Genomic DNA, 12,346 nt, shown 5'->3' with positions numbered 1-12,346 from the left:
CCTGCAGTGACGCTCATGGAAACCATCGTCGTCTTGTGTAGAATTTTGAAAGTATTTTGGTTAGTTTTGTTGACGGATGCGGTGTATTTTTGTTATAAATAGTGATACGTAACGATGTAACCTCCGGGAGGAACTAATGCGTCTGTCAACAAAAAGTCGGTACGGCCTGAGGGCTCTTTTCGACATTGCCTATAACTGTGGCAATATGCCGGCCCAGATTCAGGACATCTCCCGCCGTCAGCAGATATCACCCCGTTATCTCGAACAGATCTTCCAGAACCTCAAGCGGGCCGGGATACTGAAAAGCAAGCGCGGGCCTCAGGGGGGATACTGCCTGGCCAAAAAGCCCGAGGAGATCACGGTCCTGGATGTACTGTGCGCCACCGAACTGGACGTGCTCCTGGTGGATTGCACCGGAGCGACGCCGAAAAAACGCAACCGCAAGACCGACTGCCCCTTTGAAGGACAGTGCGTGACCCAGACGGTCTGGGAAGAGGCCACCACGTTACTCAACACCCTGTTCTCCGGCATAACCCTCCAGACACTGTGTCAGCGCGGATTGGATATGGGAATCAAGAAGGAGCAGGACCACCGCTTTATGTACTACATCTAGGGAACGCAGTTTCCGCCATGTCCCGCACACCGCGGCCATGCAGGAACCTGCGCCCGCAGACCTTATGCCAGGATAAAAACATGCCCATTGCCATCAGCACCAGTGCTATCGAACAGATCGGCGCCACGCCACTCGTGAAGCTTTCCGGATTGACGGAGGTGGGGGGTGCCGAAATCTATGCCAAGGTTGAATCCTTTAACCCTGGTGGCAGTATCAAGGACCGCATCGCCCTGGCGATGATCGAGCGGGCCGAGCAGGATGGCTGCCTCAAGCCGGGGGCGACGATTGTCGAGCCGACCAGCGGCAATACCGGCATTGGTCTGGCACTGGTCTGTGCGGTGAAGGGGTACCGGTTGGTGCTGACCATGCCCGAGTCCATGAGCATGGAACGCCGCCGCCTCTTAACGGCTTACCGGGCCGAGCTGGTGCTGACGCCTGCTTCGCAGGGCATGAAGGGGGCGGTGCAAAAGGCCGAAGAACTGGCTGCCGAAAAACACTGGCTGTTGCCGCAGCAGTTCAGCAATCCCGCCAACCCGGAGGCCCATCGCCGCACGACGGGCCCCGAGATCGTTGCGGCGATGAACGGGCTGAGCATCGACGGCTTTGTGGCCGGGGTCGGCACCGGTGGAACCATCACCGGGGTCGGTGAGGTGCTCCGCCAACACAACCCGGCTGTCCACATTGCTGCCGTCGAGCCGGCCGGCTCGCCCGTCCTTTCCGGCGGCCTGGCGGGACCCCACAAGATTCAGGGGATCGGTGCCGGTTTTATCCCTGACGTACTCAATACCTCGATTTATCAGGAGGTGATCGCCGTGCCCGATGCGGAAGCCTACAGCGCTGCCCGCACCCTGGCGGCCAAGCAGGGGCTCCTGTGCGGGATATCGAGCGGCGCGGCCCTGGTGGGTGCACTGCGGGTGGCGAAAAAGCTGGGGGCCGGCAAGAACGTGGTCGTGATCCTGCCGGATACGGGAGAGCGGTACCTCTCCATGGAAGTCTTCGATTAACCGGTTGTCGAAAATCCCCTGCGGGACCGGTCAGCCGAAGCTGAGCAGCTCCGGCGGCAGTTCCGCCGGCTGGCCCTGGAGCAAACAGGTCAGCAGCCGCCGGATCCTTTCCGGAGCTGGCGGGCAGCCGGGCAGGAACGCATCCACCCCGATGACCTGATGCAGCGGCACCGCACGGGGCAGGAGGTGCGCCACGCCATGTTCCGGTGGCGCCTCACCATAGACCCGTCCCAGAGTAGCGGCAAGACCGGACGGGTTGCGCAGGGCGCTCACATTGCCGTTCACGGCGCAATCTCCCAGGCTTACCACACAGGCGCTCCGCCTTCTGATGATCCCCGCCATCTCCCGATTGTCCTCATTCGCCACCGCCCCCTCCACCAGGACGATATCCACCCCGCGGGGATACTCCTTGATATCCGCCAGGGGGGAATAGACCAGATCGCACTGTTCCAGCATCCCCAGCAGGTCGCCGTGCAGGTTGAGCAGGCTCATGTGACAGCCTGAACAGCCGGAGAGCCAGACGGTGGCAAGCCTGGGGCGCGTCATTTCCGGTTCCTCCGCCACTCGGACAACCCCTCCAAGTCTATGGTCGCCTTTTTTGTCGGCGCGTCCTTTTCGAAGAGCGCTCCGGTGGGGCACGCTTGCACGCATTTGCCGCACCCGGTGCAGGTGATGCTGGTTCCCCACGGTTGCGCCAAATCGCAGATGATCCGGCTGGCCGCCCCCCGTCCGTCAACATCCCAGGTATGGGCTCCCTCGATCTCGTCGCAGACCCGGACGCAGCGGCGGCAGAGGATGCACCGGTTGTGGTCGATCCCGAAACGCTCGTGGCTGATATCCACCCCGGCCAGGGGCGAGATAAAGGCAAAACGCACATGGTCGATGCCGAGGCGCGCCGCCAGGTCTTGCAATTGGCAGTGCCGGTTCATCACACACACCGCGCAGCTATGGTTGCGTTCCGCCAACAGCAGTTCCACGATCATGCGCCGCGCCGCTGTCAGGCGTTCCGTGTCGGTCGTCACCACCATGCCCTGCTCGGCGCTCGTGGCGCAGGCCGGGACCGGGCGGGGATACCCTGCCACCTCAACCAGGCAGACCCTGCACGCACCGGCGGGAATCAGTCCCCTCAGATTGCAGAGGGTCGGGATGTCACTACCCGAGCGGCGCGCTGCCGACAGGATGCTCTCACCCCGCCGGGCGCTTACGCTGCGATTGTTTATGGTAAGGGTCAGTCGCGGCATGGGGTTCCCTCCATGGCACAGACACCGGCTGGGCAGCGCCGGTCGCGGACGTGGTTTTCGTACTCCTCCCGGAACCAGCGCAGGGTACTGAGTACCGGCGTGGGGGCCGCCATGCCAAGACCGCACAGGCTGGTTTCCCGCATAAACCGGCAGAGTAGCTCCAGTTGAGAAATATCGTCCGAGGTCGCCTCGCCGGCGGCTATCCGGTCGAGCAGGCGTGCCGCCTGCTGTGTGCCTGTCCGGCAGGGAGCGCATTTACCGCAGCTTTCTTCCTGACAGAAATGCATGAAAAAACGGGCCACATCCGTCATGCAGCGCTGGTCGTTCATCACGATCAGACCACCGGAGCCCATGATGGTGCCCAGCCCCTTGAGCGACTCGTAGTCCACCGGCACATCCATATGGCTGGCCGGGATGCAGCCGCCGCTGGCGCCGCCGGTCTGGGCCGCCTTGAAACTGCCGCCGCTGACGCCGCCGGCCATGGCCAGCAACTCCCGCAGCGGCGTCCCGAGCGGTACCTCCAGCACCCCTTCGGTGGCCACGTCGCCGGAGATGGAAAAGACCTTGGTGCCGCTGTTACCCGGTGTCCCGATGGCCCTGAACCAGGCCGCGCCGTTGCGGATGATCGGGGCGACACAGCCGAAGGTCTCCACGTTGTTGATCAGGGTCGAGCAGCCCCACAGGCCGCGCTGGGCCGGGTAGGGGGGGCGGATGACCGGCTGACCGCGCCGCCCCATGACGGAAGCCATCAAGGCCGTCTCTTCGCCGCAGACGAAGGCTCCCGCCCCGATGCGCAGGCGGATGCGGAAAGAAAAGCCGCTCCCCAGGATGTTGCGCCCAAGCAGGCCGGCCTTGCCGGCAGCGGCGATCGCCGCCCCCAGGCGTTGGGCCGCCAGGGGATATTCTCCCCGCACGAAGATGAAGCCGTCGCGGGCCCCCACGGCATATCCGGCGATGACTATGCCTTCCAGCAGCCGGTGCGGGTCGGACTCCATCAGGGTACGGTCCATGAAGGCGCCCGGGTCGCCCTCGTCGCCGTTGGCTACCACATATTTCCGCCTGCCACTGGCCGCTCGTACCAATTCCCATTTCGTGCCGGTGGGGTAGCCGCCCCCACCCCGGCCGCGCAGGCCGCTGGCGCCGATCTCGCAACAGATCTGCTCCGGCGTCATCTTCCCGATGGCGTGTGCCAGGGCGCGGTAGCCGCCGGCGGCCCGGGCGCTGTTCAGGTCGCAGGGATCGATCCTGCCGCACTGCCCCAGGACGACCCGTGTCTGTAGGGCGATGAAGGGAAAGTCGGGCGCCAGGCGGCCCTGCTCGGGGGCAGCGCCGGCCAGGTACGCCGCAACCGTCGTGCAGGCGGCCTGGGGCGTCATGCGTTCGTAATAGGCCGCCGGATAGCCGTCCCGCTCGATCCTGATCATGGGGCCGCGGCTGCACGGTCCCATGCAGCCGGTGCCGATGACGGCAATGGTTTTTTCGCCCCAGGCTTCGCGAAGCGCCCGCAGCACCCCTTCCGCACCGGAGGCAAGACAGGGAGAGCCGAGGCAGACAGAGATCTTCAGACCGCCGCCGTATGTCGTTGCCCCTTTGTCCTTCGGTCCGGGCGTCTTCACGGCGACGTATCCCCGCCATCCCGGCGGGTCGCCAGCCGCTCCACGACAGGTCCAAAGGATGCGTGGGGGCAGGCCTCGCCGTCGAGCATGACCAGCGGCGCTAGGCCGCAAGCGCCCAGGCAGCGCACGTTCTCCAGCGTCAGGCTGCCGTCGGGGGCGGTTGCGCCGCAGGCGATACCGAAATGCCGCTCCAATCGTTGCAAAAGCCTGGAGCCGCCTTTGAGGTGGCAGGAGGTGCCGGTACAGACCGTACAGCGGTGCCGGCCGGGCGGTTCGAGTCGAAAGGCGTGATAGAAGCCGGCCACCCCGTAGACGAGGCTGGGAGGGAGCCTGAGCCGCGCAGCTATCAGGCCCAGCACATCGCGATCCAGCCAGCCGAACTGCCGCTGGGCGGCGTGCAATATCTCGATGAGGCTGTCCGGGCGCAGGCGATGCTGCTGCATGACGCGCTCAAGGGCCCGGTGGCGGTCGTCTGCCCGGTGTGTGTCATGGACGTTCATCTTGGTTGCCTTTACGTCGAACAAAATACGCTACCGTTTCCAATACTATCACCGGCCCGGCGATACTCAATGAGCGGCACCGCAAAAAGAAAAGCCCTCTCCGGTGACGGAAAGGGCTTTGCAGCAAGCAGACAGGCTAAAAGAGGCCTTAGTTCAGGTCTAGGATCATGGCGTTCTCGTCACAGTCTGGGAACTTGACGCATTTGATGCAGTCGCCCCATACCTTTTGGGGCAACTCGGACTTGTCCACCAGACGGAAACCGAGTGTGGCGAAAAAGTCGGGTCTGTAGGTCAGGCAGAAAATACGCCTGAGGCCGATCTGGCGCGCTTCGTCGATGCAGGCCTGCACCAGTTGGCTGCCGATGCCCCTGCGGCCGACCTCCTCGGCCACCGCCACGGAGCGCACTTCGGCCAGGTCATCCCAGACGATATGCAGAGCGGCCGCTCCCAGGAGTTTGCCGTCGTCCACAACGACGTAAAAATCGCGTATCGATTCATACAGTTCCGACAGGGAGCGGGAGAGCATGTCCCCCTGGCTGGCGTACTTCATCAACAGCTTCTGGATGTCCTTGACGTCGCTAATCTGGGCCTTACGGATCATTCCTTTTCTCCTAATGTATCCCCACGTGCACCGGCACCGGTTTCAGCACCCTGACCAGTTCCGATGGCGCCATTGCTACCAGGTAACCACGTTTCCCGCCATTGATGTAGATCGTCTCCAACCCGGCGACGGTCTCTTCCAGGTATACCGGCATCTGCCTGCGCGTACCGAAGGGGGAGGTGCCCCCCACCTGATAGCCGCTGTGCTTTTGGGCGGTTTCCGGCATGCAGGGGGTGATCTGCTTGACACCGATGATGCGGGCCAACTCCTTGGTCGAAACCTGCAAATCGCCGTGCATCAGGATGATGAGCGGGTTCTTTGCTTCATCCTCCATGATCAGGGTCTTGATCACGCAGTGTTCGTCGACTCCCAACTCCCGGGCGGAAACGGCCGTGCCCCCCTTTTCCTCATAGGCGTAGAGGTGGTCGATGAACTCGACCTTTTCGGCCCGCAATTGGCGGACGGCCGGGGTTATGGGTGTCTTTTCCTTTGCCATTTTTTTAAAACCTCGTGAATCGTGAAACGTGAATCGCGTAAGCCTTTCACCCTTCACCATTCACGTTTCTCATTTTCAGCAGATCCTGGGCAGTTGCTCCCCGGCCAGCATCTCCACCGCCCGCGTGCCGCCTACGCTGGTCTCCATGCGGACTCGGCCCGGCTCTCCGTCAACAACCTCGCCGATAATGGCGGCCTGGATGCCGAGGGGGTGCTGTTTCATCGCCGCCACGACCCGTTCCGCGGCCTCGGGGGCGACAAAGGCGAGCAGCTTCCCTTCGTTGGCGACGAAGAGCGGATCGAGGCCAAGGATCGAGCAGACGCCGCGCACTGCCTGATTCACGGGGATCTGCTCCTCGTGCAGGGTGATTCCCACCTCCGACTGCTGGGCGATCTCCTTGATGGTGGTGGCGATGCCGCCGCGGGTCGGGTCGCGGAGCACGTGCAGCAGCCCCCCCGCCTCGGCGATGATTGCGGCCACCAGGCTGTTGAGGGCGGCCGAGTCGCTTCGGATGTCGGTCCCGACGTTAAGCCCCTCGCGGCCGGCCATGACGGCAATGCCATGGTCGCCCACGGTGCCGTTGATGATGATTTTGTCGCCCGGCCGGGCATTGGCGCCGTGGATGGCTATATCATGTCCCACCGAGCCGATCCCGGCGGTTGTGATGAATATTTTGTCCGCCTTGCCCCGGGGGACGACCTTGGTGTCGCCGGTCACGATCCGTACCTGGGCCTTGTCGGCGGCCTGCCGCATGTCGTCCAGCACGGTTTTCAGGTCTGCCCGGCTGAACCCCTCTTCGATGATCAGGCCGACGCTCAGATAGAGCGGCTGTGCGCCCATCATGGCCAGGTCGTTGACCGTGCCGTGGACCGCCAGGCTGCCGATGGTGCCGCCGGGGAAAAAGATCGGATCGACCACGAAGGAGTCGGTGGTGTAGGCGAGTTGGCCGGCAGGCGGGGGGAGCAGGGCCGCATCGTCTTGCCCGGAAGGGGCGATCCCGCTCAGGGCGGGGATGATCAGTTCGTCCAGAAGTTGATGGGAAAGCCGGCCGCCGCTGCCATGGCCGAGAAGGATGAGGTCGTTATTCACGGTGAGATTGGGTCTCCTGCTGAATGTTTTTGCACACGATAGCACGAAAGCCCCCTCTTGTCACGGCAGCTTTTTCTGTTCACTTTGCCGGCCGGTTCATGATAAGAGTACCAAGTTTTGAAAAATCTCGTCGCACAGCGGGAAAGCAGGCGGAGGATTATATGACTGATTATAGGTCACTGGAAAAATTGCCGGATACGGCGGGGTACAAGCCGGGGGACGTGCTGGTCCTGGTGGGGGAACTTTTCGGCCGCGGGTATGCCAACGGCCTGGTGGAGGAGGCCCGACGCATCGGCATGGACGTGATCGGCACTACCGTGGGGCGGCGCGACAGCGACGGTACTCTGCGGCCGTTGACCGCGGAGGAACTGGCGGGCGCCGAGGCGCTCTTGGGCGGGAGCATCATCAACGTCCCGCTGGAGGCTGGCTTTGACATGGAGCAGGTGGACGGGCAACTGTCGGTGGCCGAGCAACTTAAGAAGGCCAAGCCGGACGAGTGGGCTTCCATCAGTTTCAGCCCCGATTTTATCGAGAAGGCCAGGAGCGCCGGTACGGCCCGGATGCGCGCCGCGCTGGCGCAGGTGATGCACCAGCTCGCGTCACGTATTCCGTCCGGCGCCAATGTGCTCTTTGCCCATTCCATGGCCGGCGGCATACCGCGCGCGCGGGTATTCATGCCGCTCCTCAACCGGGTCTTCAAGGGAACCGGCGATAAGTTCCTCGCCTCGGAAGGCTTCTGGAACAGCGACCTGGGCCGCCTGTGCGACGCCAGTTTCAACGAGGTCACGGGCGATACCTTCCGCTATCTGATCGAGGAGTCGGCCGCTCTGCGCGGACGCCTCGGCGCAGCAGGCGGACAGGTGCGCTACGCCGCCTACGGCTATCACGGCACCGCCGTACTGGTGGGGGGCGAGTACCGCTGGCAGTCCTACACCCCCTATGTTCAGGGGTGGGCCAAGATGCGCCTCGAAGATATCGCTGCCGAGGCGACCGGGAACGGTGTCGTCGCCACGGTCTTCAATTGCCCCGAGATACAGACCAACTCCAGCGCCCTTTTTCTGGGAGTGGAAATCTCGCTGTACCCGCTGCTGTCCGCCATTCGGAATGTGGCGGGCGAACGCGCCGCCGCACCGCTTTTCGAGCGCTGCCAAGCCATGCTCAAGGAGGGGGAAACGGTCGAACATCTGTTGGAACGGGCCGACGCCTACCTGGCATCGCCGCTGTTGGCCGGGATGCTTGATTTCGCCACCTGGCCGCACCACAGCACCCGGGAGCAGATGGAGCTGATGTTGGCCAGTTCCGCCGAATTGCTGGGGATGCATGCCGACCATAAGCAGTTGATCTGTGCCGAGCTCTCCCGCATCGTTTTTCTGTCCACCGGCCGGTTGATGGTGCATGCATCCTGGAAGCCCGGGGCTGCCGCCCTCTGGTTGAGCCATGATATCATCGCGCGACTGCTGCACGATGAACTCGGAGCGGGAATTATCTGATTGCAGGACACCATGCGAGGAAAACCATGAAGAGCTTACTGAGTGCTATCGCGATCGGCACCCTTGCCGCCTCCCTGTTGCAGGGGTGCGCGTCGCCGCCGGTGAACACATCGCCCGATGAACTTTACAAGGATGGCGAACAGTCCTTTCAAAAGGGCAGGTACGAGAATGCCGTTGCAAGCTGGAAAAAGGTCAAGGAAAGTTACAAGTCGCCGGAGCTTACGGCCAAGGCGGAGATTGGCATTGCCGATGCCTATTTTCTCAACAGAGACTATATCGAGGCCGCTGCCGCCTACGAGGATTTTCGCAAGCTTCACCCCAAGCATGAGCGGGCCGACTATGCCCTTTTCCGGCAGGGGTTGAGCTATTACAAACAGATAAACCGTATCGACACGGACCAAACGCCGGTCAAGAACGCCCTGGCCATTTTGGAATCGTACCTGAAGTTGTATCCCGGCGGCGAGCATATCCAGGAGGCCCAGGAGAGGGTTCGCGACTGCAAGGACAAACAGTTGCAGTACGAGATCTATGTCGGTCGTTTCTACCTGAGGACCGAGAAATATCCGGCCGCCATCGCCCGTTTTGAAGAGGCGCTCAAGACGTTCCCCGGGCTTCAGCACAATGACGAACTGCTGTACTACCTTGGGACGGCCTATCAAGAAGCGGGACAGCGCGAGAAGAGCCGCGAGGCGTTTGACCGGCTGGTGCGCGAGTTTCCCGGCAGCACCTTTGTGGCCCGTATCCCGAAGGCAGCAGGCAAGTGATTCCAGGATTGCGACCATGACAGCACAATTCGACATGATGCTGGCTGCCGCCTGTGCGGCGGCCTACCTCCTGGGGTCGATCCCCACGGGACTCCTTCTGGGCAAGGCCTGCGGCATTGACGTGCGCCATGAGGGAAGCGGCAATATCGGTGCCACCAACCTGTACCGCACCGCGGGACGCAAGGTCGGCGTACTGACCCTGATCGGCGATTGCCTCAAGGGCCTTGCGCCGGTGCTGGCGGCACACTACTATGCCCCGGCAACGGATCTGGCGGCCTGGGTCGGTCTGGCGGCCTTCTGCGGTCACGTGTTTTCGGTGTTTCTGCGGTTCAAGGGGGGCAAGGGAGTCGCGACCGCCCTGGGGGTCTTCCTGGCGCTGTCGCCCCTGGCCGTGGCAATTGCCCTCGCGGTCTTTCTGGTCCTGGTTTTGAAATGGCGCTACGTATCCCTCGGCTCCGTAGCTGCGGCGGCGGTCATGCCGCTCGCCGTATACGTGCTCCACGGGGGACGCGCAATGCTGCTGGTGACGGGGATTGTGGCCGCAATCGTGATTGTCCGGCATCGGGCAAACATCAAGCGGCTGGTGGACGGAACGGAGAGCAAGTTCAAGGCGTAGATATGGCCTTGTGCGGTTGGACACACCTTGGCATCAGCCAAAATAGCGAGGGAGTTGTTTTCGACGACTAACCGCACGGGACACTAAGGAGCTGTTGAAAAACTCAGGTTGTTCAAAAATAGTCAGATCGCCGCACCCGCAGAGAGCCCCGCGGAGGCGTAGCAGCGCTACGCCGCACAAGGCGGCTTTCGAGGACGGCGGTGAGATGGCTGTTTTTCAACAACCTGCTATTCTTTTTCGCCGGCGTAGATGGTGGCGATACCAAAGGTCAGGGGGTGGATGTGGGTGTTGCGGAAACCTGCGTCGGCAACCATATGGGAAAATTCCTCATGGGAGGGGAATTCCAGTACCGAGTCCGGCAGGTACTTGTAGGCGTTATATTTCGAAAAGAAACCACCGATGACCGGTAGAAGACGGCGGAAGTAGAAGTAGTAAATCTGTTTGAAAAATTGGGAGCGCGGCGTAGAGAACTCCAGGATGACCACCCGCCCTCCGGGTCGCAGCACCCGCCACATCTCCGCCAGCCCCAGTCTCCTGTCCACCACGTTCCTGATCCCGAAGGCGATGGTTACCGAATCGAAGGTGTTGTCGGGAAAAGGAAGATCCTCGCACGGAGCCATCTTGAAATCGATCCGTCCGGCATAGGGAGAGGTTGCCACCTTGGCTTGACCGAATTCCACCATCTCCTGGCAGAAGTCGGCGCCGGTAATCTTTACTGAGGATGGGGTCGATCTGGCTATCTCCAGCGCCACATCGCCGGTACCGGTCGCCACGTCCAAAATCCGGGAACCCTCCCGGTACTTGATAAGCCGCACAGCCTTTTTGCGCCAGTATCGGTCGATGCCGAAGCTGAGCAGGCGGTTGAGGAAGTCGTACCGTGGGGCGATACTCCCGAACATCCCCTGAATCTTTTCACCCTTTTCAGACAGTCTGAACATAAGTTTGTACTACCTTTTCCGATAATTTACTGCTATAAATCACTATTTGCCTTGTAGCATATTTCCGGGGCATAAACCAGAAAAAACCAACGGAGTGTCGTGAGTGAAAAATGTTGTCGCCCTTGCTGGTCGTGTCGCCCTGATCATCGTCACCTGTTGTGCTCTTGTCTCCTGTCAGAATGAGCAGAAACCCGCCACGTCCTCCACGGCGGCCTCCAAGCCGGTTCCCCCGACGCCATCCAAGCGCCAGCAATTGCTGAACATGGAGGTGCGGGCGCTCTACATAACATCCTGGACCGCCGGGATCAATCGGTTCCAAACTCTGACCGATATGGTGTCCCGCTCCCACTTGAATGCGGTGGTGATCGACATAAAGGACAGCACCGGCAAGGTTGGCTACGACTCCGCGGTGCCGCTGGTGGCCCAAACGGGTGCCTACGAGAAGCGTATCCGCAATCTGGATGCCATCCTCCAACAGTGCCGCGACAAAAAGATCTATACCATTGCCCGTATCGCGGTTTTTCAGGACCCCAACCTGGCCAAGGCGCGCCCGGACCTGGCGGTGGGCGGCGGCGGCCAGAAGGTCTGGAAGGACCGCAAGGGGCTGGCCTGGGTTGACCCCGCTTCGAAGACGGTCTGGGACTATAATCTGGCCATTGCCAAGGAAGCGGCCGCCAAGGGCTTTGACGAGATCCAGTTTGATTATGTCCGTTTCCCCACCGATGGGAAGCTGAAGACCATGACCTATCCGGTTTATAAGCGCGATGTGCCGAAACATGAGATCATCCGCCGTTTTTTCCAGTATGTGGACCAGCAGATGAAGCCGGTGGACGTGATGACCTCGGCCGACATCTTCGGCCTCACGACCATGGTGGACGACGATATGAACATCGGCCAGCGTATTCAGGATGTGGCCGACTATGTGGATTTTGTCTGCCCCATGATCTACCCGTCCCATTATCCCACTGGCCACCTGGGGTTGAAGAACCCGGCCGAGCACCCCTATCGCGTCATTTACGACGCCTGCCTGCGGGGCGCGAAGCGGCTTGAAGGGAAACGGGCCAAGATGCGCCCCTGGCTGCAGGACTTCAAGCTGGGGGCTGCCTACGACAAAAAGATGATCATTGATCAGATCCAGGCCGCCCGGGACGCCAAGGTATTCGGTTTCAGCATGTGGAATGCCCGCAACGTCTATACCGACGCAGCCTATCTGGAAAAACTACCCGAGCCGAACCCGGTGCCGCCCCTCAGGGACCAGGTGCTGGAGGATATCCGCAGGCATGATGCGGCCCGGCTTGCCATGCAGAATCGCTCCACATCGATCAGGCAGGAGAAACCGTCCATCCACAAACCCCGTAGAAAAGCAAAAGGGAATTGA

Annotated in this window: 14 protein-coding genes; 6 read left to right on the top strand and 8 right to left on the bottom strand. The window is 61.7% G+C overall.

Translation table 11 applies throughout. The features are described 5' to 3' along the window. Nucleotides 1-136 precede the first annotated feature (136 nt). Nucleotides 137-613: an RrF2 family transcriptional regulator gene (locus ET418_RS06220; RefSeq protein ID WP_149306717.1), complete on the top strand. Its 477-nt coding sequence runs from the start codon at nucleotides 137-139 to the stop codon at nucleotides 611-613. An 80-nt stretch (nucleotides 614-693) separates the two neighbouring features. Next, nucleotides 694-1,617, top strand: a complete 924-nt coding sequence (gene cysK / locus ET418_RS06215) for a cysteine synthase A (protein WP_149306716.1) — start codon at nucleotides 694-696, stop codon at nucleotides 1,615-1,617. Nucleotides 1,618-1,647: 30 nt separating this feature from the next. On the opposite strand, the gene ET418_RS06210 is transcribed toward cysK, so the two are convergent. From ET418_RS06210 to hypE, 7 genes are all read right to left on the bottom strand, one after another. Beyond that, nucleotides 1,648-2,163, bottom strand: coding sequence for an NADH-quinone oxidoreductase subunit B family protein (locus ET418_RS06210; RefSeq protein ID WP_149306715.1), 516 nt, complete (start codon nucleotides 2,161-2,163; stop codon nucleotides 1,648-1,650). Next, nucleotides 2,160-2,858 (bottom strand): bidirectional hydrogenase complex protein HoxU, encoded by a 699-nt coding sequence (gene hoxU / locus ET418_RS06205; RefSeq protein ID WP_149306714.1) that lies wholly within the window; start codon nucleotides 2,856-2,858, stop codon nucleotides 2,160-2,162. Before hoxU ends, ET418_RS06210 begins: the two co-directional genes overlap by 4 nt. Beyond that, nucleotides 2,846-4,474, bottom strand: coding sequence for a NuoF family protein (locus ET418_RS06200; RefSeq protein ID WP_149306713.1), 1,629 nt, complete (start codon nucleotides 4,472-4,474; stop codon nucleotides 2,846-2,848). The genes hoxU and ET418_RS06200 overlap by 13 nt, the downstream gene beginning before the upstream one ends. Next, a complete protein-coding gene (locus ET418_RS06195; RefSeq protein ID WP_218043374.1) occupies nucleotides 4,471-4,998 on the bottom strand; it encodes an NAD(P)H-dependent oxidoreductase subunit E in 528 nt (175 codons plus the stop codon). The genes ET418_RS06200 and ET418_RS06195 overlap by 4 nt, the downstream gene beginning before the upstream one ends. 124 nt (nucleotides 4,999-5,122) lie before the next feature. After that, a complete protein-coding gene (locus ET418_RS06190; RefSeq protein WP_149306712.1) occupies nucleotides 5,123-5,575 on the bottom strand; it encodes an N-acetyltransferase in 453 nt (150 codons plus the stop codon). 10 nt (nucleotides 5,576-5,585) lie between these two features. Beyond that, on the bottom strand, nucleotides 5,586-6,071 hold the full coding sequence (gene ybaK, locus ET418_RS06185) for a Cys-tRNA(Pro) deacylase (RefSeq protein ID WP_149306711.1): 486 nt from the start codon (nucleotides 6,069-6,071) through the stop codon (nucleotides 5,586-5,588). Between the two features lie 75 nt (nucleotides 6,072-6,146). Continuing rightward, nucleotides 6,147-7,160 (bottom strand): hydrogenase expression/formation protein HypE, encoded by a 1,014-nt coding sequence (gene hypE, locus ET418_RS06180; protein ID WP_149306710.1) that lies wholly within the window; start codon nucleotides 7,158-7,160, stop codon nucleotides 6,147-6,149. A gap of 161 nt (nucleotides 7,161-7,321) precedes the next feature. Here hypE and ET418_RS06175 point away from each other — a divergent pair, with 161 nt between their 5' ends. Genes ET418_RS06175 through plsY form a run of 3 tightly spaced genes read left to right on the top strand, consistent with a single transcriptional unit; the run spans nucleotide 7,322 to nucleotide 10,030 of the window. Further along, the gene (locus ET418_RS06175; protein WP_149306709.1) at nucleotides 7,322-8,650 is read left to right on the top strand and encodes an enoyl ACP reductase FabMG family protein; all 1,329 of its coding nucleotides are present in this window, start codon (nucleotides 7,322-7,324) and stop codon (nucleotides 8,648-8,650) included. A 26-nt stretch (nucleotides 8,651-8,676) separates the two neighbouring features. Continuing rightward, nucleotides 8,677-9,414, top strand: a complete 738-nt coding sequence (locus ET418_RS06170; RefSeq protein WP_149306708.1) for an outer membrane protein assembly factor BamD — start codon at nucleotides 8,677-8,679, stop codon at nucleotides 9,412-9,414. A gap of 34 nt (nucleotides 9,415-9,448) precedes the next feature. After that, nucleotides 9,449-10,030, top strand: coding sequence for a glycerol-3-phosphate 1-O-acyltransferase PlsY (gene plsY, locus ET418_RS06165; protein WP_246152978.1), 582 nt, complete (start codon nucleotides 9,449-9,451; stop codon nucleotides 10,028-10,030). 227 nt (nucleotides 10,031-10,257) lie between these two features. Here the strand turns inward: plsY and ubiE are convergent, their stop codons facing one another. Beyond that, nucleotides 10,258-10,968 carry a bifunctional demethylmenaquinone methyltransferase/2-methoxy-6-polyprenyl-1,4-benzoquinol methylase UbiE gene (gene ubiE / locus ET418_RS06160; protein WP_149306706.1) on the bottom strand — a complete coding sequence of 237 codons (711 nt, stop codon included), beginning with the start codon at nucleotides 10,966-10,968 and terminating at the stop codon, nucleotides 10,258-10,260. Between the two features lie 103 nt (nucleotides 10,969-11,071). On the opposite strand from ubiE, the gene ET418_RS06155 reads away from it, so the two are divergent. Beyond that, nucleotides 11,072-12,346: a putative glycoside hydrolase gene (locus ET418_RS06155; RefSeq protein ID WP_149306705.1), complete on the top strand. Its 1,275-nt coding sequence runs from the start codon at nucleotides 11,072-11,074 to the stop codon at nucleotides 12,344-12,346.

Source organism: Oryzomonas rubra, assembly GCF_008369015.1.
GTDB classification, from domain to species: domain Bacteria; phylum Desulfobacterota; class Desulfuromonadia; order Geobacterales; family Pseudopelobacteraceae; genus Oryzomonas; species Oryzomonas japonica.
Note: the sequence above shows the minus strand (reverse complement) of the source record. Positions and strands in the feature narration are given on the sequence as shown.

Bases quoted from the DNA above. Each gene is read 5' to 3' on its own strand.
- ET418_RS06175 (WP_149306709.1), top strand. From the start codon at position 7,322: ATGACTGATTATAGGTCACTGGAAAAATTGCCGGATACGGCGGGGTAC.
- ubiE (WP_149306706.1), bottom strand. From the start codon at position 10,968: ATGTTCAGACTGTCTGAAAAGGGTGAAAAGATTCAGGGGATGTTCGGG.
- cysK (WP_149306716.1), top strand. From the start codon at position 694: ATGCCCATTGCCATCAGCACCAGTGCTATCGAACAGATCGGCGCCACG.
- hoxU (WP_149306714.1), bottom strand. From the start codon at position 2,858: ATGCCGCGACTGACCCTTACCATAAACAATCGCAGCGTAAGCGCCCGG.
- ET418_RS06170 (WP_149306708.1), top strand. From the start codon at position 8,677: ATGAAGAGCTTACTGAGTGCTATCGCGATCGGCACCCTTGCCGCCTCC.
- ET418_RS06220 (WP_149306717.1), top strand. From the start codon at position 137: ATGCGTCTGTCAACAAAAAGTCGGTACGGCCTGAGGGCTCTTTTCGAC.
- ET418_RS06190 (WP_149306712.1), bottom strand. From the start codon at position 5,575: ATGATCCGTAAGGCCCAGATTAGCGACGTCAAGGACATCCAGAAGCTG.
- ET418_RS06210 (WP_149306715.1), bottom strand. From the start codon at position 2,163: ATGACGCGCCCCAGGCTTGCCACCGTCTGGCTCTCCGGCTGTTCAGGC.
- plsY (WP_246152978.1), top strand. From the start codon at position 9,449: ATGATGCTGGCTGCCGCCTGTGCGGCGGCCTACCTCCTGGGGTCGATC.
- ybaK (WP_149306711.1), bottom strand. From the start codon at position 6,071: ATGGCAAAGGAAAAGACACCCATAACCCCGGCCGTCCGCCAATTGCGG.